21 protein-coding genes are annotated in these 20,428 nt (G+C 42.3%); 12 read left to right on the forward strand and 9 right to left on the reverse strand.

The window, feature by feature from the left end; genetic code table 11:
• Window positions 1-483: 483 nt before the first annotated feature.
• From AACU25_RS01480 to AACU25_RS01500, 5 genes are all read left to right on the forward strand, one after another.
• Window positions 484-1,281 (forward strand): MlaE family lipid ABC transporter permease subunit, encoded by a 798-nt coding sequence (locus AACU25_RS01480; protein WP_096573591.1) that lies wholly within the window; start codon window positions 484-486, stop codon window positions 1,279-1,281.
• 119 nt (window positions 1,282-1,400) lie between these two features.
• Complete coding sequence (locus AACU25_RS01485; RefSeq protein WP_096573592.1) at window positions 1,401-1,787, forward strand: DUF3119 family protein; 387 nt, start codon at window positions 1,401-1,403, stop codon at window positions 1,785-1,787.
• A gap of 185 nt (window positions 1,788-1,972) precedes the next feature.
• Window positions 1,973-3,268: a DUF3086 domain-containing protein gene (locus tag AACU25_RS01490; RefSeq protein ID WP_096573593.1), complete on the forward strand. Its 1,296-nt coding sequence runs from the start codon at window positions 1,973-1,975 to the stop codon at window positions 3,266-3,268.
• A 110-nt stretch (window positions 3,269-3,378) separates the two neighbouring features.
• Window positions 3,379-4,059 carry a glycerol-3-phosphate 1-O-acyltransferase PlsY gene (gene plsY / locus AACU25_RS01495; protein ID WP_096573594.1) on the forward strand — a complete coding sequence of 227 codons (681 nt, stop codon included), beginning with the start codon at window positions 3,379-3,381 and terminating at the stop codon, window positions 4,057-4,059.
• A gap of 689 nt (window positions 4,060-4,748) precedes the next feature.
• A complete protein-coding gene (locus AACU25_RS01500) occupies window positions 4,749-5,948 on the forward strand; it encodes an argininosuccinate synthase (protein WP_096573595.1) in 1,200 nt (399 codons plus the stop codon).
• Window positions 5,949-6,157: 209 nt separating this feature from the next.
• Here the strand turns inward: AACU25_RS01500 and AACU25_RS01505 are convergent, their stop codons facing one another.
• The gene (locus AACU25_RS01505) at window positions 6,158-6,787 is read right to left on the reverse strand and encodes a DedA family protein (protein ID WP_096573596.1); all 630 of its coding nucleotides are present in this window, start codon (window positions 6,785-6,787) and stop codon (window positions 6,158-6,160) included.
• Between the two features lie 463 nt (window positions 6,788-7,250).
• Here AACU25_RS01505 and AACU25_RS01510 point away from each other — a divergent pair, with 463 nt between their 5' ends.
• Window positions 7,251-7,604: an STAS domain-containing protein gene (locus AACU25_RS01510; RefSeq protein ID WP_096573597.1), complete on the forward strand. Its 354-nt coding sequence runs from the start codon at window positions 7,251-7,253 to the stop codon at window positions 7,602-7,604.
• A gap of 356 nt (window positions 7,605-7,960) precedes the next feature.
• Here AACU25_RS01510 and AACU25_RS01515 read toward each other — a convergent pair whose 3' ends face one another.
• A complete protein-coding gene (locus AACU25_RS01515) occupies window positions 7,961-8,524 on the reverse strand; it encodes an Npun_F5560 family protein (RefSeq protein ID WP_096573598.1) in 564 nt (187 codons plus the stop codon).
• A gap of 186 nt (window positions 8,525-8,710) precedes the next feature.
• A complete protein-coding gene (rpsF, locus tag AACU25_RS01520) occupies window positions 8,711-9,037 on the reverse strand; it encodes a 30S ribosomal protein S6 (RefSeq protein ID WP_096573599.1) in 327 nt (108 codons plus the stop codon).
• Window positions 9,038-9,269: 232 nt separating this feature from the next.
• On the opposite strand from rpsF, the gene AACU25_RS01525 reads away from it, so the two are divergent.
• On the forward strand, window positions 9,270-10,043 hold the full coding sequence (locus tag AACU25_RS01525; RefSeq protein WP_096573600.1) for a fumarylacetoacetate hydrolase family protein: 774 nt from the start codon (window positions 9,270-9,272) through the stop codon (window positions 10,041-10,043).
• Between the two features lie 3 nt (window positions 10,044-10,046).
• Here AACU25_RS01525 and AACU25_RS01530 read toward each other — a convergent pair whose 3' ends face one another.
• From AACU25_RS01530 to AACU25_RS01540, 3 genes are all read right to left on the reverse strand, one after another.
• Complete coding sequence (locus AACU25_RS01530; protein WP_096573601.1) at window positions 10,047-10,526, reverse strand: Tic20 family protein; 480 nt, start codon at window positions 10,524-10,526, stop codon at window positions 10,047-10,049.
• 81 nt (window positions 10,527-10,607) lie between these two features.
• Entirely contained in the window at window positions 10,608-10,805 is a 198-nt protein-coding gene (locus AACU25_RS01535) for a hypothetical protein (RefSeq protein ID WP_096573602.1), read from the reverse strand.
• A gap of 251 nt (window positions 10,806-11,056) precedes the next feature.
• Window positions 11,057-11,257, reverse strand: coding sequence for a hypothetical protein (locus tag AACU25_RS01540; RefSeq protein WP_096573603.1), 201 nt, complete (start codon window positions 11,255-11,257; stop codon window positions 11,057-11,059).
• A gap of 104 nt (window positions 11,258-11,361) precedes the next feature.
• Here AACU25_RS01540 and glyA point away from each other — a divergent pair, with 104 nt between their 5' ends.
• The 3 genes from glyA to AACU25_RS01555 all read left to right on the forward strand — a co-directional run bounded on the left by glyA (window position 11,362) and on the right by AACU25_RS01555 (window position 15,243).
• On the forward strand, window positions 11,362-12,645 hold the full coding sequence (glyA, locus tag AACU25_RS01545) for a serine hydroxymethyltransferase (RefSeq protein ID WP_096573604.1): 1,284 nt from the start codon (window positions 11,362-11,364) through the stop codon (window positions 12,643-12,645).
• Window positions 12,646-12,810: 165 nt separating this feature from the next.
• The gene (locus AACU25_RS01550; protein ID WP_096573605.1) at window positions 12,811-13,851 is read left to right on the forward strand and encodes a glycosyltransferase family 4 protein; all 1,041 of its coding nucleotides are present in this window, start codon (window positions 12,811-12,813) and stop codon (window positions 13,849-13,851) included.
• A 135-nt stretch (window positions 13,852-13,986) separates the two neighbouring features.
• Window positions 13,987-15,243: a competence/damage-inducible protein A gene (locus tag AACU25_RS01555; protein WP_096573606.1), complete on the forward strand. Its 1,257-nt coding sequence runs from the start codon at window positions 13,987-13,989 to the stop codon at window positions 15,241-15,243.
• Window positions 15,244-15,268: 25 nt separating this feature from the next.
• On the opposite strand, the gene AACU25_RS01560 is transcribed toward AACU25_RS01555, so the two are convergent.
• Window positions 15,269-16,252 (reverse strand): alpha/beta hydrolase family protein, encoded by a 984-nt coding sequence (locus AACU25_RS01560; protein ID WP_096573607.1) that lies wholly within the window; start codon window positions 16,250-16,252, stop codon window positions 15,269-15,271.
• Between the two features lie 52 nt (window positions 16,253-16,304).
• Window positions 16,305-16,931, reverse strand: coding sequence for a class I SAM-dependent methyltransferase (locus AACU25_RS01565; RefSeq protein WP_096573608.1), 627 nt, complete (start codon window positions 16,929-16,931; stop codon window positions 16,305-16,307).
• A gap of 94 nt (window positions 16,932-17,025) precedes the next feature.
• Here AACU25_RS01565 and hemH point away from each other — a divergent pair, with 94 nt between their 5' ends.
• Window positions 17,026-18,189, forward strand: coding sequence for a ferrochelatase (gene hemH, locus AACU25_RS01570; protein ID WP_096573609.1), 1,164 nt, complete (start codon window positions 17,026-17,028; stop codon window positions 18,187-18,189).
• A gap of 343 nt (window positions 18,190-18,532) precedes the next feature.
• On the opposite strand, the gene tnpA is transcribed toward hemH, so the two are convergent.
• Window positions 18,533-18,940: an IS200/IS605 family transposase gene (tnpA, locus tag AACU25_RS01575; RefSeq protein ID WP_096573610.1), complete on the reverse strand. Its 408-nt coding sequence runs from the start codon at window positions 18,938-18,940 to the stop codon at window positions 18,533-18,535.
• A gap of 79 nt (window positions 18,941-19,019) precedes the next feature.
• Here tnpA and AACU25_RS01580 point away from each other — a divergent pair, with 79 nt between their 5' ends.
• A complete protein-coding gene (locus AACU25_RS01580; protein ID WP_096573611.1) occupies window positions 19,020-20,357 on the forward strand; it encodes an RNA-guided endonuclease InsQ/TnpB family protein in 1,338 nt (445 codons plus the stop codon).
• The last annotated feature ends 71 nt before the right edge of the window (window positions 20,358-20,428 follow it).

The raw sequence follows: 20,428 nt of genomic DNA on the forward strand, positions 1-20,428 counted from the left end.
GCGATCGCTCCTCAGCAACCAAGATGTCAAAAATCTTAAGTTTTCATTAAAAAAAAGTCTGATCTCACAGATGAGTTTGGTTCAGCATAAATAGACTAAGAAGCGAGCCAAACCTTTATGATATATAGATTGTAGTTTATAGTTATCATCCAAAAGCAATTCCAGCTTGCTCAAAAAACGCTTAATTTTATGAGACGAGCTTTAAAGTAAGTTAATGTTTGGCATGGGGCATGGGGCATGGGGCATTGGGCATTGGGCATTGGGCATTGGGGACTGAGTAAGGCAAAGGGGCAGGGGGCAGGGAGCAGGGGGAAAATTCTTCATTCCCATTACCAATTACCAATTACCAATTACCCATTACCCATTCCCCATGCCCTATGCCCCATCCCCAATGCCCCATCCCAAACTTTTTCCATTTACCAATTCCCTGAAGGCGTTTAGTTTCGCTATTCTTAAGGCAGTTACCGAGTTAGCTACAAAACATTGAGTGAGACTACATCCAAATCCAGTCTAGGCGCGTGGGGTCAGCGGTTGCTGGCGGCGATTTTTTTGGGTGGACAAGTACTGGTTCACCTCCTACGAATCAGAATCCATTGGCGAAATACTAAAGAGCAAATGGCAGCAGTGGGCCCAGATTCGCTCTTTATTGCGCTGTTAACGGCGATTTTTGTGGGGGCTGTGTTTACTATTCAGGTAGCACGGGAGTTTATTAACTTTGGGGCGGGAAATTTTGTTGGCGGTGTGCTGGCGGTAGCCTTAACCAGAGAACTTTCGCCTGTATTGACAGCCGTAATTTTAGCGGGGCGAGTGGGTTCGGCTTTTGCGGCTGAAATTGGCACTATGCGGGTTACAGAGCAAATTGATGCTTTATTAATGCTCAGAACAGACCCCATTGATTACCTTGTGATTCCCCGTGTCTTAGCTTGTTGCATAATGTTGCCAATTTTAACTCTCTTGTCTTTGGTGACAGGGTTATTAGGGGGAATGTTAATTGCCACAAATTTATACGGCATCGCTGATACTGTATTTCTCGACTCGGCGCGGAATCTGCTTGGTCTTTGGGATATTTTGAGCGCCATGATTAAGGCCTTTTGCTTTGGCATTTTAATCGCGGTAATTGGTTGTAGTTGGGGTTTAACAACAACCGGAGGCGCTAAAGGAGTAGGACAATCAACTACCACTGCTGTAGTAACAGCCTTGCTCATTATATTTGTAAGTAATTTTTTCCTTTCTTGGTTAATGTTTCAAGGCCCTGGTAGTGCATTGATCAAAGGGATGTAGCAAGACTTTTCGGTTAAGGGGAAAAGGTAAAAGGGAAAAGGGTAAAATCACTCCACTGGCGACAACGCTATTAACCCGCGCAACCCAGTGGCTCTAAAATCCAACATTTAATAATTGGTATGACTAGTTCATTTGCGCCTAACTCTACATCTACAGTTGAACTCAAACCTAGCTACAATATCCCTGTAGTTTTGCTAGTTGCTTCGATTCCACTGCTGCTAGTTCAACCTTTAGTAGGCGGTGTCATTGGCTTGCTGGGTTTGTTTCTCATGTTTCAGGCTGGCATTATCCGGTTGCAATTTACCGCCACAGACTTGGATCTTTACAGAGGCGACAAATTAATTCGGCGGTTTCCTTATCAAGAATGGCAAAATTGGCGGATATTTTGGCCAGGGATTCCGATTCTGTTTTACTTTAAAGAAATTAACAGCATTCACTTCTTGCCCATTTTATTTGACCCAAACACCCTCAAAGCTTGTTTAGAACAACGCTGTCCGCGTATTTAGTGCTTTGCAACAGACGCGATGAATCGCGTCTGTACAAGAGTTTTTCCCATTCCCCAGTCCCCATCCCCAATCCCCAGCCCCCATTCCCCAATTAATATAAAATGCAGACTTAGGACTTTTAGTCCAGGTCAATTGTATATTTCTGAAAGCTATTTATTCGCGTCATAGGAATTACACTATTATTTATGAACCCAGAGGAATCTCAAACCCCAGAATCAATTGATGAGTGGTTGGCGCAAATAGAAGAGCCGAGCGAACCAGTTGCAGAGCCGGAAGACTCATCGGTTGACTCAGAGGCGGAAACAGAAGCACAAAATTTATTGGTGGACTCACAGCCCGATGACGCAACTTTGTCAGCACCAATTTCCCAAATAGAAGTAGAAGTTGCTACAGAGCCAACAGAAGATGCAACTGAGTTACTTGTACCATTATTACCAGTGGAAACTGTGGCAGTGCGATCGCCAATAAATTCAGAATCCGCAGATAATTCTCTATATACACAAGCAGCACAACAAGTTGCTGAGTTAGAAACTACCAAAGAAGCTCTCAAAGCCGAAATAGCTAATCTGCAAGCGACTTACAAAACTCTGCAAGCACAAGTTGGGGAAACTCAACAGACACTCAGTAAAATTGTGCAAGAGTCGCTCTCGCAATTAGAACAACGCAAACAAGCCCTGCAAATTTCCGTTGAACAGTTAGAACGCCGTCAAGAACGCATCCGTAATGAAATGCGTACCACATTTGCTGGCGCATCCCAAGACTTAGCAATTCGCGTCCAGGGTTTTAAAGATTACCTCACAGGCAGTTTACAAGATTTAGCCGCCGCCGCCGAGCAGTTGCCGCTAGTACCGCCGCCAGTAATTGAACGAGAAAGGCCTATAGTCAAAGAGGTAAAGCCTGCTGTTGAATCTCAGCCAGGTATCCCCCAATTTGCCCCCCAGCAGTTTCAAGATACTACTAAGCAAATTCGCCGCCTCATTGACCAATATCGCAACAAACCAGATTATTATGGCCCAGCTTGGCAACTGCGCCGCACCTTTGAGCCAGTCCACGCCGAACGAGTTGCTAACTGGTTTTTCACCCAAGGCGGTAGAGGTGCTTTGCGGACAATGGGTAGCCGCTTGCAGAATATCTTAATTTCTTCGGCGGTAATTTCTATCCTCAACAGTCTCTATGGCGATCGCGTCCGTGCTTTGATATTATCTAATACACCAGAACGTCTCGGTGAATGGCGGCGCGGCTTACAAGACTGTTTAGGCATCGGTCGTCCAGACTTTGGCCCAGATAGAGGAGTGGTATTATTTGAAACTCCCGAAGCTGTCGCACAAAAAGCAGAGCGATTAGTTAAAGCCAATCAAATGCCTGTAATTATCATTGATGATTCCGAAGACCAAATTAGTCTAGGGTTACTGCAATTTCCTTTATGGCTAGCTTTTGCCCCAGACCCCAAAACAATGAGAAATTATGATGATGATTTTTAATTAGTCATTAGTCATTGGTCAAGTATTATGGCTTTGGACTCTTGACTTTTTAAGTACAGACGCGATTAATCGCGTCTCTACAACTTTTGACTTTTGAATTTTGAATTGTTATGGCTATTTGGTTAAGTTTGTGCGGGGCGGTTTTAGTTGTAGCCTACCTACTGGGTTCTTTCCCTACAGGCTACATTGCAGTAAAGCAGTTAAAGGGTATTGATATTCGGGAAGTTGGTTCCGGTTCCACTGGCGCAACAAATGTGCTGAGAACCTTGGGTAAAGGCCCTGGGGCATTTGTGCTATTAATTGATTGCTTGAAAGGTGTATTGGCGATCGCTCTAGTTTATCAGTTATTTCACCTGGCCCCAGTTTATAACTTAGTCCCCGCTACGGTAGATGCTAACCTTTGGCAACCCTGGTTAGTTACTTTAGCCGGATTATCAGTAGTTCTCGGACACAGCAAATCGATTTTTTTGGGCTTTAGCGGTGGTAAATCTGTCGCCACTGGTTTAGGGACTTTATTAGCGATCAGCTGGCAAGTAGGTTTAGCAACAGCAGGTGTATTTGCCCTTTTCTTTGCCATATCGCGCATCGTCTCCTTGGGTTCCATTGCAGGTGCGATCGCAGTAACAATTTTCATGATAGTTTTCCATCAACCCTTAGCTTGCATTCTCTATGCTTTTGTGGGTGGGTTGTATGTGATTATCCGCCACCGCAGCAATATAGAACGTTTGCTTGCAGGCACAGAACCAAAAATTGGGCAAAAGGGAACGACGGAACCAGAACAACCTGCATAAATTCATCATTCACACTCATGTGAATTAGAAACCAAGAATGCGATAGATGAGTAGGGGTGCGGGCAATACCAGTGGTGTCAACTTAACGTGAAACCCTCTTGGTTGCAAGGTTTCGCCCTCACCCTGTGCCCCTCGCCCACAGGGAAAGGGGAGCAAGAGATTTAGTTCCCCTTCTCCCGGGGGAGAAGGGGTTAGGGGATGAGGGCGCGAGGTATTTGTACAACGCCCGCCCTATATAGCTTTTAGCTTAAGTTGACACCAATAGGGCAATGCCGTGCCCTCGAGAATATATTGATGTGTCGCCAACATTATTGGAATTGGGATAATTTCAAAAATTAAATATGAGTCCGAGATAATCGCCTTTCTCGCAATAATTAATGTTGACATTAAAAAGCTTATTTTCAAAAGATTAATGCTATAGCTTTGCTATAAATTGTGATTCAAAAAACTAAATACAGTGTTTTATGACAAATTAACCAGAGGATTTTTGTCTCGCACAGAGGCGCATTCGGCGAAGCCGTTCCCGAAGGGTAGACGCAAAGAAGAACGTGCGACTGCGATTCAAAAATTGCTTGCTATGTTGACAAAAATTACTAAGGTAATCCCAGGTATTCAAATAACTTAATTTCTAGAGAAAAGATATGTGTATAATAATGACTCATTGTTTGTTTTCCTAAGTGGAGAAACTAATGGGTCGCGCCAAAAAGGTTGTCCTGGCTTATTCTGGGGGAGTTGATACTTCAGTGTGCATTCCTTACCTCAAAGAAGAGTGGGGTGTGGAAGAGGTAATTACGTTAGCAGCAGATTTAGGTCAAGGAGATGAATTAGAACCAGTTCGAGAAAAAGCTTTAAAATCGGGTGCAAGTGAATCTCTAGTAGCGGATGTTAAAGATAGTTTCGTTAAAGATTACGCGTTTGCAGCGATTCAAGCTAACGCCCTCTATGAAAATCGTTATCCTCTAGGAACTGCGCTCGCCCGTCCACTAATTGCCAAGATATTAGTAGAAACAGCAGAAAAATATGGTGCAGATGCGATCGCTCACGGTTGCACTGGTAAAGGTAACGATCAGGTACGCTTTGATGTTTCCTGTGCGGCGTTAAATCCTAATCTCAAAATCCTTGCACCTGCACGGGAATGGGGGATGAGTCGGGAGCAAACCATTGCCTATGGTGAACGCTATGGTATTCCCGCACCTGTAAAAAAATCTTCTCCATACAGTATTGATAAAAATTTGCTCGGTCGTAGTATTGAAGCTGGGGTGCTGGAAGATCCAGCATTTGAACCACCAGAAGAAATTTATGAAATGACTAAAGCGATCGCAAATACTCCCGATCAGCCTGAATATATTGAAATTGGTTTCCACAACGGGATTCCGACAACTCTCAACGGAGTGGCAAAAAACCCAGTTGAGCTGATTGAACAACTCAATCAACTAGCCGGAAATCACGGTATTGGGCGGATTGATATGATCGAAAACCGCTTGGTGGGTATTAAATCTCGGGAAATTTACGAATCCCCAGCAATGGTGGTATTAATTCAAGCACACCGAGATTTAGAAAGCTTAACCTTAACAGCAGATGTGAGCCACTACAAGCGCGGTATTGAAGAGACTTATACGCAATTAGTCTACAACGGTCTGTGGTACAGTCCCTTAAAAGCAGCCCTAGATGGGTTTATTCAAAAGACACAAGAACGAGTTTCTGGTACTGTACGGGTGAAACTGTTTAAAGGTAACGCTACCTTAGTCGGGCGCTGGAGTGATAATTCTCTTTATACCCCTGACTTAGCAACCTACGGCGCTGAAGACCAATTCGATCACAAAGCTGCTGAAGGCTTTATTTACGTTTGGGGTCTACCAACCCGGATTTGGGCACAGCAAAACAAGTAAATATCCAAGTAAAAGCAATACTACAAGGGATAGCGTTTTGAACTCAAAATTAGTTAAGGGGAAAAGGTTAAAGGTTAAGGGTTAAAGTTTTTTTCTTTCCCTTGAACCATTCCCCTTTTTCCCCTTAACCGAAAAGTATTGAAAGTAAAAAGGCAAAAGCTCAAATAAATGAGGACTTTTGCCTTTTTACTTTTTACTTTTTACTTAAATTATTCTCCCGCTGCACGCTTGACTTGGCGAGATTCCAACCACAGGGGTATAACAATCAAGGCTACTAAAATTAGTAAGGCCGCGATCGCAAAATGGCTTACCCAAGAAACTAATTGTTCTAAAGAAACCACTTTTCCTGCAAAGAAAGCTAATGTCACCATGACACCAGCCCACGCACTAGCCCCTGCTAAGTTATATACAAAGAATTTTCCGAAAGACATATCAGCTATCCCAGCTAGTGGGGCTGCAAAAATTCTTAGTAATGCAAAAAAGCGGCCAAAAAACACAGCTTTAGCTGCATTTTCACTAAATTGCGCTTTAATATTTAGCAGTTTTTCTTCAGATATCCGGAATATCTTACCCATTTGAAGCAAGAAACTCCAACCTCCGAGTCTACCAATCCAATAGCCACAAGTGCCACCAAGCACAGCACCGGCAACGGCGTTCCCAAGCACAAACCAGTAATTAAGTTCATTACTGCCAGCTAAAAACCCACCCACAAGAGTTAAGGTTTCGCCAGGAAGGGGAATGCCTAAATTTTCTAGCAAAATTCCCAAAAATATTGCCCAATAACCATAATGGTGGGCGAATTCCTGGATGTTTTCTAGTGAAATCAACTCAAGAGACATTCCGCACCGCCGTCTTTACAATTTTTTACTTGTATTATAATCTTGGCTCCTTTCTGGCTGGCCTGTCAATCAAGCCAATTACAGGGTTTTATAGTTTCTACTCTATCTTAACTATTAACTATCGGTGCTTGACTATTAGTAATTAATAGGTTATTAGCATAACCGTATAGTTACTGATGGTCAGTATAATCTTTTTATAAAAAATTTATTAAAGGGCTAGCAAATATAAAAATCTTGTAAAAGATATTTAGGATACTGCCATTCTTAGGGGGTTATGCCTATATTGATGAAAGTTAAGACAAATTATACGGCATGAATACTGAAAAAACTTGTCTCAACTGCTATGCTGAGATTACCCGCAGAGTTCGGTAATACTGTCATGGTTGTTGTCAAGCGAACACAGTGTTAATGCCTGTTTTTTGTTTTTGTTTGTTATAGTGTTGCAATTTATTCAGTGAAATTCATGACTCTAAAACAGAAACATCAAGTGGTTTTGTTCCAACCTCAAGGCAGCATTGATTTAGAGGGTGGTGTAGCTTTAAGTAACGAGATGCTGAAAGTAGTACCCCAATCGCATCAACTTTGGGTGATTGATTTAGCCGCAGTGGATTTTATGGATAGTTCTGGATTGGTCTCCCTAGTAAAAGTATTAACAGCTGCGCGCCAAAGTGGATGTCGCTTAGTTCTGTGTGATGTAAAAGCACCCGTGCGATTAGTGTTAGAACTGACTCAACTAGATTCAGTATTTGAAATTTTTGATACCTATGAAGATGTTCACTCTCTTGTCCACGATCGCAGACTGGCTCTAGCAAGTTGAATCTCCATTGCATCGGAAAATACATGGTGAGGTCAATTAATTTTATAAATTCTTAATAATTTCTCTGGGTACTATATCCTCACCATGATTAACCATCACAAACTGGTGCTCACAAGAATTTACTTAAATTTTAACTATTCCAGAGAAAATCGCTCATTAAGCGTCAATAAAAAAACCTTAAGGGCAATTGCCCTTGGGGAATCTAAATAAACTTATATTTAAAAACTTTAAGTTGGATTATAAAAAGTCAGGGAAAGCGCAGGGGCAAACAATTCAAAATTCAAAAGTCCATTTAACCTCCGACTTTTGACTTTTGATTCTTGACCCTTAAGCCATGCTCAATAGCAAATCACTTATTAACTATTAGTTACAGGCGAAATAGAAGTTTCTTCTGATGCTGGACGGGGAAAAGTTGGCAAATCAATGCCACTATGGTTAGCATTACGGCTTTTGAGTGCTAATCGATAACTAACACTTTGTAATTCTGCTTGCAATTGCCGATTTTCACGTTGGAGTATTGCTACTTTTTCTCTCACAGGAGCCATGCGCTCCTCGAATTTGCGACGATAAATTTGGGGTAACTCTTGTACTACTTGCTCCAACATCCGACTGCGATCGGTCAATTCTTGCACGTTTTGCCGCAACTGATAAATTTCGGCATCACGCGTTGTAATTTGCTCTTGGTAGAATGTCACCTGTTGTTCAATAGCTTGCAATTGTTCTTGCAAAGCCTGCAACTGCTTCGTATCTTGCTCTGGCTCTGGCGGCTTTTGGGGCATAAAGCTAGTATTGCCCTTCACCAGTCGGAAGAGTTCTTGCGATAGCTGTTGCACTAATTGATCGCGAAGCTGCAACTCTTGGCGCAGTTGCGATACTTCGGTAGAGAGAGCTTGGATATTGGATGTATCAGATTGGCTCACAGAGGCTTACAGCTCCCATTCAAAAAAATATGCACTTTTAGGTAGAACTGCGGTCATACTTGCTCAAGCAAGTACTTGTTAATTTAGCATTACTAGCTAAGTTAGTCAGAAAAAAAAGCACATTTTTTTTGAGTTTTATGTTAACCATTTTTAAGTGCTGAGAGTTACTCTCAGCACTTAACTTGCTTAAGCGCTTACAGCCACTTGAGCCGCTTTTTCCTCGTGAACATCCTGTTTAATAGTCAGGTAGCGAATTACTTCTTCGCTTAAGCGCATAGCCCTTTCTACAGGGGCGATCGCAGTTCCCGGGCCAGTATAGTTGAATTGAATGTAAATGCCATCCCGCTGCCTTTGAATTTCATAAGCTAGACGACGCTTGCCACGATTTTGAATTTGGATATCTTCTGCACCGTGTTCTTTGAGCAAGTTCTGATATTTAGTAATCGCTTGCTCTACTTGTTCGTCTCCTAAGTCAGGACGCAGGATGAACATTGTTTCATAAACTATGGACATGGTTTTTAGTCTCCTTATGGACAAATAGGCTGCTAGTGTTAATTTATACATAAACTAGCAAAAGCAAGCTCAGTAATAATCAACATCTGAAGCAACAAGGAACTATAATCTTACCAGTTTTCAAATTGAATCTAGAGCCAAATTAGCCAAAGTTTTGAATCTCTTAGCTAACTAATGGTTGCTCTTGGGATCACAGCTTGTAATTGCATCCAAAAGGACATTAATCAAGGTTATGGCGCAACGCTATGTGCGAGTTCAAAATCAGGAAGGACAGATTTACTATGGGTTGTTACAACTCTCCCTAAATGTCCAAGTGCTAGATGCTCCGCCTTGGCTACAGGGACAACCTACAGATTTAATCTTGGAACCAGAAGAATATCAAATTCTGGCTCCTTGCGCTCCCTCAAAAATTGTCGCGGTGGGTAAGAATTATGCCGATCATGCAGCAGAAATGGGAACTCCTGTACCAAGTGAGCCACTCCTATTTCTCAAGCCGCCCACATCAATTATTGCCTCTGAGACGGAAATCAAATATCCAGTGCTATCACAACGAGTAGACTACGAAGGCGAGTTGGCGTTGATCATTGGCGATCGCACCAGTGAATGTACCCCAGAAGAAGCTCAAACTAAAATTTGGGGTTACACCATTGCCAATGATGTTACAGCCAGGGATTTGCAAAAAAAAGATGGACAATGGACGAGAGCTAAAGGTTTTGACACCTTTTGCCCCTTGGGCCCGTGGATTGTGCGAGAATTAAACCCGGGAGCGAGATTGCAGACCTTTTTAAATGACAATGTCAATCCAGTACAATCTAGCTGTATCGATCAAATGGTATTTGCACCAGATTTTTTAGTGTCCTATATCAGCCAAGTGATGACACTAATGCCTGGTGATGTAGTACTTACAGGTACACCAGAGGGTGTGGGAGCTTTGCAACTAGGCGATCGCGTCCGTGTCGAAATTGAAGGCATTGGCCGCCTAGAAAACATCGTTGTCTCTCGTTAATCCCTAGCGTACTTGCATATAAACAGCATCCGAAACTGCGGGAATTTCTGCGTAGCGTCCCATCAAAGACTGGGCAACAGAATATACCACTGCTGCTACTAAGCCGAGAAAGATTGTGCTAGCTACTGTTTGCACCGCAAAAGCTATCCCAGGAAGTGCAATCACCCGCAAAACTATACTGCCAAGAAACACAATAATATCTAAAAGAATTGCCTGCATCGTGTTGTAGCGGATGAAATGATTGATTTTTTCATTTCTCACTACTAAAAAGAATAAGGCAAAGAAGACAATTAATTGACCAAATTGTCCTAAACTACCATAAACGAGAACAACAGGCTGAAGGGGCAAAAGTAGCACTTGCAGCGCCGGAAATTCTCTAAATAAAGATACATAACCAAACATTAGCCCATCAATTAAGGGCAGCAAATAAGGTAAGCAAGCAAAAATCCGGTCGGAAACCGTTGTAGACCCGCGCCAAGCCATTTTGCGTTCTCCTGTGCCAAAAAATCAACAGTTACTTGAGCCTAGGATAACGCAGTTACCTGCTCATGCTAGCAAATCTAATTATTCTATATTGGCAATGCGGAAACCCATCATACATTCATACTGCTCTGGCTGTTGTGCAGTGAGTTTGCTGACCTGGTAACCGCAACGCAGTTGACCTTGACTCCAACGGGGTTGACCACTCCTATCAGCTAATAAACAAGACTGGCAAACCTTCCCAGGGGCAAGGATTTGATCTTCCATTAAAATGACTAGCATCTCATCCCTCCTGTAAATCCTCACTGTGACCCAAAATTTTACTGAGGAAAGGATCGGCCTTTCAGACGCTCAAGCCGTAGAATTACCAAATATTCCAGCTTTGCTCAGTCTAGACTGGGGGAAAAGTGGATTGTGATTCACATGGGCAATGAACGCCTAAAATTAACCTTTCAGGCTTTCCTGGGCAAAAATGTCAGCCAGAGCAACTCAAACACAATTGTCCAGTAGCCTCTAAATTTATTGTATGTTGTCTATCTTTTGAGAAGGGCTTTTTTAGTTAAAAGTAATACAGGGATTGGGAACTGGGTAATTGGTAATTGGTAATTGGTAATTGGTAATTGGTAATTGGTATTTGTTATTTTCCCCCTGCTCCCTGCTCCCTGCCCCTCTGCTTTTTCCCGATGCCCAATGCCCCAATGCCCAATGCCCAATAATTTATTTTCAAAAGCCATTGAACTATAGCCTTTGAAATATGTAATCTTGACTGTGGACTGTTGCTAAAATGTGACACTCAGGCAAAATACACAGTTGGGCAAATCCCCTAAGGATAGCGGAAGTGACTAAGACAAACTCAGACATTCTTAACTCTAGCGATCCGGCGATCGCAGAGCTACTTAATCAAGAATTACAGCGTCAACGCGACCATTTAGAGTTGATTGCTAGTGAGAACTTTACCTCTGCAGCTGTACTGGCGGCTCAGGGTTCTGTACTAACAAATAAATATGCTGAAGGACTGCCTGGTAAACGCTACTATGGCGGTTGTGAATTTGTCGATAAAGTTGAGCAGCTAGCAATTGACCGTGCGAAAAAGCTTTTTGGTGCTGCTCATGCGAATGTTCAACCCCATTCCGGCGCACAAGCAAATTTTGCGGTGTTTTTAACACTCTTAGAACCTGGTGACACAATCATGGGTATGGATTTGTCTCATGGGGGACATCTGACCCACGGTTCACCCGTGAATGTGTCTGGTAAGTGGTTCAAAGTGAAGCACTACGGCGTTAGCCAACAAACAGAACAACTCGACTATGACCAAATTCGCGAGCTGGCGCTAAGGGAGCGTCCTAAGCTACTAATTTGCGGTTATTCGGCTTACCCCCGCATCATTGACTTTGAAAAGTTTCGCAGTATTGCAGATGAAGTTGGTGCTTACCTATTAGCGGATATTGCTCATATAGCTGGTTTAGTTGCAACTGGTCTGCATCCTAACCCAATTCCTCACTGCCATGTAGTGACCACTACCACCCATAAAACTCTACGCGGCCCTCGCGGTGGCTTGATTTTAACAGGCGACGCAGAATTGGGTAAAAAGCTTGATAAATCAGTTTTCCCCGGAACTCAAGGCGGGCCTTTAGAACATGTAATTGCGGCAAAAGCTGTAGCTTTTGGCGAAGCACTCAAGCCAGAATTCCAAACCTATTCTGCCCAAGTAATTGATAATGCCCGTGCTTTGGCAAGTCAACTACAAAATCGTGGGTTAAAGATAGTATCCGATGGTACAGACAACCATCTCATGCTAGTAGATTTACGGTCTATTGGGATGACAGGTAAGCAAGCGGATCAGTTAGTGAGTGGTGTAAATATTACCGCTAACAAAAATACAGTTCCCTTCGATCCGCAATCACCATTTGTCACCAGTGGTCTGAGATTAGGTTCACCAGCTATGACCACTAGAGGTCTAGGTGTGGCAGAATTTACCGAGATAGGTAATATTATTGCCGATCGCCTATTATCTCCAGAATCAGAGGAAGTAGCAGCTGATTGTCGGCGCAGGGTAGCAGCATTATGCGATCGCTTCCCCCTCTACTCTCATCTAGAGATTCCTGTACCAGCTTTGGCATAGGGCATGGGGCATGGGGCATGAGGCATGGGGCAATTCAATTTTGGATTTTGGATTAGGTTTAAATTTAAAATCCAAAATCTAAAATCTAAAATTCCCAATCCCCATTACCCATTACCCATTACCCATTCCTCAATCCCTAGACAATTTACTTATTGAAAATTACAGATGCCTCCTGAGATTTATCATCTGATTTCCTTCCTAGTTGCGGCTGTAGTCGTTCTCTGGACAACACCAGATATTAGGAAAATAGGTATAAAAAGTGGACGTGTAGATCAACCTGGTGAGCGAAAAGTTCATCAGCGCCCGATGGTACGCTTGGGAGGAGTTTCTATTTTCGCAGGGACTATAACCTCTCTACTCATTGTCTGGTGGTTAGGTGGATTTGGCAGCCTACCCCCAGACAAAGAATGGCAAATTTGGGGTGTTACTTTAGGTGGTCTCGGCTTTTTCCTGATTGGGTTAGCTGACGATTTGCTGAACTTGTCACCCTTGTCGCGTCTGCTAATGCAAGTAATTGTGGCAGCTGGTGCCTGGAAAGCAGGGGTAAGTATAGATTTCGTAACTATTCCCACAATGGGGATTGTCAACCTAAACTGGCTGAGTTTACCGATTACAGTAATTTGGCTAGTAGGAATGGTTAATGCCATTAATTGGATTGACGGTTTAGATGGATTAGCTGCGGGAGTCAGTGGAATTGCGGCTGTGGTGATGCTAGTTGTCGCACTATTTATGCACCAACCAGCCGCCGCCCTCATCGCCGCCGCCCTTGCAGGTGCAGCACTAGGATTTCTCCGCTACAATTTCAACCCCGCTCAAATCTTTATGGGAGATGGCGGGGCTTATTTTATGGGATTCACCCTAGCTTCTGTAGGCGTAATTGGTCTGGTAAAAATTCCTGCTTTTACAGCTGTATTATTGCCTTACTTGATTCTTGCTGTGCCGATTGTCGATATGTCAGCAGTGATTTTAGCGCGGCTAAGACGCGGTAAATCTCCGTTTACAGCCGATAAAAGCCATCTGCATCATCGACTACTCAAAGCAGGTTTATCTCATCGCTGGACGGTTCTGTTTATCTATTCTTTAACCCTATGGGTGGGAAGTTTGGCATTAGCTATTGCGGGGATACCCAGTGGTATTGCTTACGCCTGTGCTGGTACTTCATTGCTGAGTTTCGCAGTTTGGCGAGTTTGGAAAATATCTCGATAAAATCCGTTATTTTAAATGTGTCAATTAAGTTTGTAGTCAGGAATTTAATCTTTATTTTGAAGCATTAAAGCCCTGACTGAAAAACTATCAATATACACTAACTGATATTTACGAATAATCTAAATCTAAAATCCTATGAGTGCAGAAATTATTTGTGTTGGTACGGAAATGTTGCTGGGAGATATTCTGAACAGCAATGCCCAATTTTTAGCGAAACAATTAGCTCAGTTAGGTATTCCCCATTACTATCAAACAGTAGTAGGAGATAACCCAGAACGGCTAAAACAAGTTATAGAAATTGCGATTTCTAGAGCGCAAATTTTGATTTTTACAGGTGGTCTTGGCCCCACACCAGATGACCTCACCTGCGAAACCATAGCTGATTTTTTTGGCGTTCCCTTGGTAGAACGTCCTGAAATCATCGAAGATATGGCTGAGAAATTTGCCCAACGGGGTCGGGTGATGACTTCTAGTAACCGCAAACAAGCTTTGATTCCTGAAGGTGCAGACATTTTACCCAATCCTACAGGAACAGCACCAGGTATTATTTGGCAACCCCGACCTAATGTCACTATTTTGACTTTTCCTGGTGTACCTTCCGAAATGTACCGGATGTGGGAAGAAACCGCAGTACCCTATCTCAAAAGCCAAGGCTGGAGTCAAGAAATTATTTACAGCCGGAGTTTAAGGTTCTGGGGAATAGGTGAATCTGCTTTGGCTGAAAAGGTCACCTCTTATTTTAATTTGCTGAATCCGACAGTTGCTCCTTATGCAGGTAACGGGGAAGTACGGTTAAGAATTTCCGCTAAAGCCCCTTCTGAAGCAGCAGCAGAAGATTTAATCGTTCCAGTTGAAACCCAAATTAAAGAAATTGCTGGCTTAGATTTTTATGGTGTCGATCAGGAAACTCTAGCTTCAGTAGTTGGTAAGTTATTGCTACAGTCAGGTGAAACCCTATCCGTGGCAGAATCCTGTACAGGTGGAGGACTGGGGCAAATGCTGACGGAAATTTCTGGTAGTTCAGAATACTTTTGGGGTGGGGTAATTTCTTATGACAACTCTGTGAAAGTAGGAATGCTAGGAGTTAACCCAGATGATTTAGCTAAACTGGGTGCTGTTAGTGCTACTGTTGCAGAGCAAATGGCAGTTGGGGTAAAAACTCGCCTTTCTACAACCTGGGGATTGAGTATTACTGGTATTGCAGGCCCTACTGGCGGAACAGATACCAAGCCTGTAGGTTTGGTTTACATAGGTTTAGCAGGGCCTAAAGATGAAGTAGCTAGTTTTGAATATCGATTTGGACAAACGCGGACTCGTCCTTTTATTCGCCATGTCAGTGCTTGTACAGCATTGGATGTACTGCGGCGGAAGTTATTGACGAGAGAGCCTTAAATCTAGCTAATTAAAGGTTAATCAACTACTTTCGCTCAAATAATGAGATTAAAGGGTGATGAGATACTAGATGTTGATTGAGAGTTTCCAGGGCTGTTTGCTGATGGCAGACATGAGCATCAATGAATAAACCAATCATTTCTGCTATCACATTTCGTAGTTGCTCTTCTGGTTGAGTTGCTGGAAAATCTAAGTAAGGTGTACCCGTGGTGGAATCAAAGGGATAGGCAATAGAAAAATGGTTGGCACCCTCTAAAAGCAGCAAATAATTATCTCCTCTATGACTAGAGATTGCTTCTTTGAATGTTCTGACTATTGGGGTTGTTGGATATTCCCAATTAATTCCATAACGATTGCTGCTTTGAAAAATTACGCCATCACAAGTGCCGCCAATTAACATTAGTGGTACAGCATTAGGCAAGGGTAAGATTGTGCCGGATGGATATCCTATCTGTACGCCTGCTGCGGTATGAGCACCATAGGCAAAAGACGCTACAACTTGGGGAACAAACTGTGGATTTGCACTTTCGATTGCAACTCTACCCCCAGCAGAATGACCTCCTAAAATAATATGCTGTAAATCAAGCAATCCAGCTAGAACACCCTCTGATTGTAAACGCTCTAATTCGGATAGTAATGTTGATAAAGCCCAGGCTGTTGGCCCTGAACCATAGGTGTTTGGAGTCAACATTTTAATATCAACACCAGGGGTTAAAGACACCATTCCCGGTAAATTTTGGGCAACCCAGGAAAATGTCACAACTACAAGCCCACGTTCTGCCAATTTAACAGCAAGCCATTGATATATTTCAGGGCCACAGTTGATGCCGTTAAAAAAAATTACTACTTTAAAGGGAGCCAGTTGAGAATCAGCAGGAACAATACCCATATCTTGTTCCTGATTACTACCTGACATTTGACCTGGATAGAAAACTTTCAAGTGAATGGTGTCATATGGGGGGAAAGCATCTTCGACTTTGGTAGCGTGGAAAAATGCTCGAACGCTCATACCCTAAAAATTTGATTTACTTCGGTTTAGTTAATTTTAGCGAAATATGATCTCATGATTTTTTAGCTTGAATTACTTGTAAACTTCCACCAGCATATAAAGTTGTCTTACTAACTTCAAAGCCGATTTCTGTTAACAATTTTGGCAAATCTGTCTTGATTAATTGCCAGGCTGTTTCTGTCTCAAACAACAGCAAAAACAGTGATACTCCAGGCCAAAATATGGGATTGGTGGGAGCGTGAAAATCTACTAATGTAAATACACCCCCTGGTTTCAGAACTCGATAAACCTCACTAATAATTTGCTGCAATTGCTGAGGTTCCATTTCGTGTAATGCCACACTTGTATGCACTACATCAAATTCACCATCTGCAAAGGGCATATTTTCTGCAAATGCTTCCACATAGAAGGCGCTAGGTACATTTTGCTTCGCCCGCTTCAAAGATAAGGGAGATGCATCCAGCCCTGTTACGTTTTGTGAAAGTTTTACTAAAAATTGTGTAGCTTGACCACTACCGCAACATAAATCTAAAATCTTGCTGTCTGAGGAAATGGTTAAGCCTTGCAAAGCTAGTTGCCGAAACCGAGTTTCACCGCCTACACTTAACGCCGCTAAACCAGATATGCCGTCATATAACCACTGATAACGATAACTCCAGTCTCTTAAAATTGTTGCCATGACATTATTGAGTCCTATTAACCTTTATATTTAATAAAGATATATTGTTAACATTAGTAAAAAAAACTGAAAGGGTTGGGGGAAAGTAACTGCTATGGGTCGTGTAGGCGTTTTATTACTCAATCTCGGCGGGCCAGATAAGTTAGAAGATGTTGGGCCATTTTTGTTTAACCTGTTTTCTGATCCAGAAATTATTCGCCTACCATTTCGTTGGCTGCAAAAACCCCTAGCTTGGTTTATTGCTTCACGACGTACGAAAACCTCACAAGAAAACTACAAGCAAATTGGTGGTGGTTCGCCACTAAGACGTATTACAGAAGCGCAAGGAGAAGCGCTGAAAGAACAATTGAGAGAGTTAGGGCAAGAAGCCAATATTTATTTGGGAATGCGCTATTGGCATCCCTATACTGAAGAAGCGATCGCTCAACTAAGTCAAGATCAGATCGAACAGTTGGTTATCTTACCTCTATACCCACAATTTTCTATTAGTACCAGTGGTTCTAGCTTCCGACTTCTAGAAAAACTTTGGCAAGAAAACCCAAAAATTCAACCTCTGGAATACACTGTTATTCCTTCTTGGTATAAACGACAGGGCTATCTGCAAGCAATGGCAGAACTCATCGCCCAAGAACTCGATCAATATCCTAATCCTGATGATGTTCATATCTTCTTCAGCGCTCATGGCGTACCGAAAAGCTACGTTGAAGAAGCAGGTGACCCCTATCAACAAGAAATTGAGGAATGTACTGTTCTGATTATGCGTACCCTCAATCGTCCTAATGCTCATACCTTAGCGTATCAAAGTCGTGTTGGCCCTGTAGAGTGGCTGCAACCATACACTGAAGATGCTCTGAAAAAATTAGGGGAAAAAGGCGTTAAAGATTTAGTCGTCGTACCTATCAGTTTTGTCTCAGAACATATTGAGACATTGCAGGAAATTGATATTGAGTATCGTGAAATAGCTGAAGAAGCTGGGATTCACAACTTCCGGCGTGTAGCTGCTCCTAATACTCATCCAGTCTTTATTAAAGCATTAGCAGATTTGGTGATTGATTCGCTAAAGCAGCCTAGCTTGAAGCTATCACAAGTCACCCAAATGAAGAAGAAGGTGAAAATGTACCCCCAAGAACGTTGGGAATGGGGGATTACAACCAGCGCCGAAGTCTGGAATGGCCGAATTGCCATGCTTGGCTTTATTGCTCTCATCATTGAGCTAGTCACCGGACGGGGACTGCTGCACATGATTGGCTTGTTGTAAAAACTATCGGAATACGAGTAGGAGTTATCAAACTACTCGTTGAGGTTTTAACGTAACGCGAAAGTCCCTACCTTCAGCGAAGCAAGGTAGGGATGAATAGCGGGTTACGACGATTGCATACCTGACCAAAATCAACCGCAAGGTTGATAAGGGAATGGTATGTATGAGCCCGGATTTCTCACCAAACCTCGAATGGAGGAGTAATGAGTAGTGAGTAAGGAGTAATGAGTAATGAGTAAGAATGCGCCTGTTGCTCTCTTACTTATTACTCATTACCCATTACTTATTACTCATCATCAAACGCTTCATAAGCTTGTGAGAAATGCGGATGAGGAGTAACCGATCAATCTTCTGGTGTTTCTTGAGATTGTATATATTGCTTGATTCTCTCGATTGGTGCGCCACCAGTAGAAGCAACATAATATGAACCAGACCAAAATACAGGTTTTCTATAAAAAGTAGATAAATGTTCTGAAAATTCTTTTTGGATAACTCTACTAGACGCTGATTTTAAACTACCCACAAGAGCAGATAGATTGTTATCAGGATGAAAGTCTATTAGTAAATGAACATGGTCTATTTCACCAGAAAACTCGATTAGTCTGCACTTGGTTTTGATACAGACATTAGCAAATATTTCATGCAACCGTTCCAAAATTGGCGCGGTTATTGTTTTGCGTCTGTACTTGGTCACAAATACAAGATGTAGGTGAATAGAAAAAACTGAATGAGAACCTTTTCTAGGAACCACTTGACAAGCCTATACGTCAACCGTAATATCATAAAACAAATCAAAAAAGGAGGCAAATAAATCAGTGGCTACAAGGCGAATGACTTTTCGGTTATACCCAAACAAGCAAATAGAACAGTCTTTGAGGTATCACCGAAAGTTACACAAAGACTTGTACAACGCTGCTGTTTATAACAGATTTACTCAATATCAAAAATTCAATCATTCTGTTAGCTATTTCGAGCAACAGAATTGTTTACCTGCATTTAAAGATGTTTGGACAGAGTACAAGGAAATTAACTCTCAAGCTTTACAAGCAACTCTAAAACGAGTTGATTTTGCTTTTGAAAGATGGTTTAAAAGTTTAGGTAAGCGCCCTAGATTTAAGTCTATTCGTCATTATTCTGGTTGGACATATCCAGCCAAAAGCGGGTACTCTGTTGAATCTAATGGGGAGAATGGATACCTCAATCTCTCTATGATTGGACGTATTCAGATGCGAGGTCAGGCTAAGTTTTGGGGAACTCCTACTACTTGCACCATTGTTCACAGAAATGGTAAATGGTACGCATCTATTACCGTTGATTTGCTAGACCAAGTTCTAAAACCAAATATTTTACCAGTTGGCGCAATTGGTATAGACTTAGGTTGTAATTCAGCATTATCAATTACCGATGGTGAAAATCATCAACAAATTGAAGCACCATTATTCTTGAGGAACGCTGAACACCTAATCAAAAAAGCTTCTAAGAGTAAAAGACGGAAGCAAGCGCCAAATAGAAATAAAAAAATCAAAGCTTCTAGAAGATGGAAAAAAGCCCAATCTAAGGTTAGCAAGATAACTCGTAAAGTTGCTAACCAGCGTCAAAATTGGGTACATCAAGTTGCATCAGAAATAGTCAGCAGTAATAGCTTCGTTGCAACTGAAAAACTAGAAGTCAAGAACATGGCTAGTAAAGCAAAGAAAGGCAAGCGCAAAAAGCAAAAAGCTGGTTTGAATAAGTCAATACTTGACGTTGGTTTTGGAATGCTTCGGAGTACCATCAAGTATAAAGTTGAGCAAATTGGTGGTGTGTTTGTAGAAGTTCCTACCAAGAAAGTAAAACCTAGTCAAACTTGCCCAAAATGCGGTCATCAGCACAAAAAGACTCTTGATATTAGAGTCCATAATTGTGCTGTTTGCGGATATCAACAAGACCGTGATATTGCTGCTGCTGAAGTAATGCTTTACTGGGCAAAAGGCACTCTACCGGGGTTAGGAACTAGCCTCGTAGACGCAGAGTCGTCTGGCTCTACTTCATGCACCAAGGCGCGTCAGCAAGCTGGAAGTATGAAGCAACTAGGGGCGAAGAAGCGTCAAAAATCTGTGGAAGTCTCCGCTAATAACGAACTGAGGGATGTAGAAACCCACAGTTCAGGCGGAGCCAACTGTGGGTAGTTCATTCAAGACTAGGGAAAGGAAAAGTGGGAAAGAGAATAGGGATTAAAGTTGACCTTTGACCCTTGACT

Origin of the sequence: Tolypothrix tenuis PCC 7101, from assembly GCF_963874875.1 — a bacterium.
Taxonomy (GTDB): domain Bacteria; phylum Cyanobacteriota; class Cyanobacteriia; order Cyanobacteriales; family Nostocaceae; genus Aulosira; species Aulosira tenue.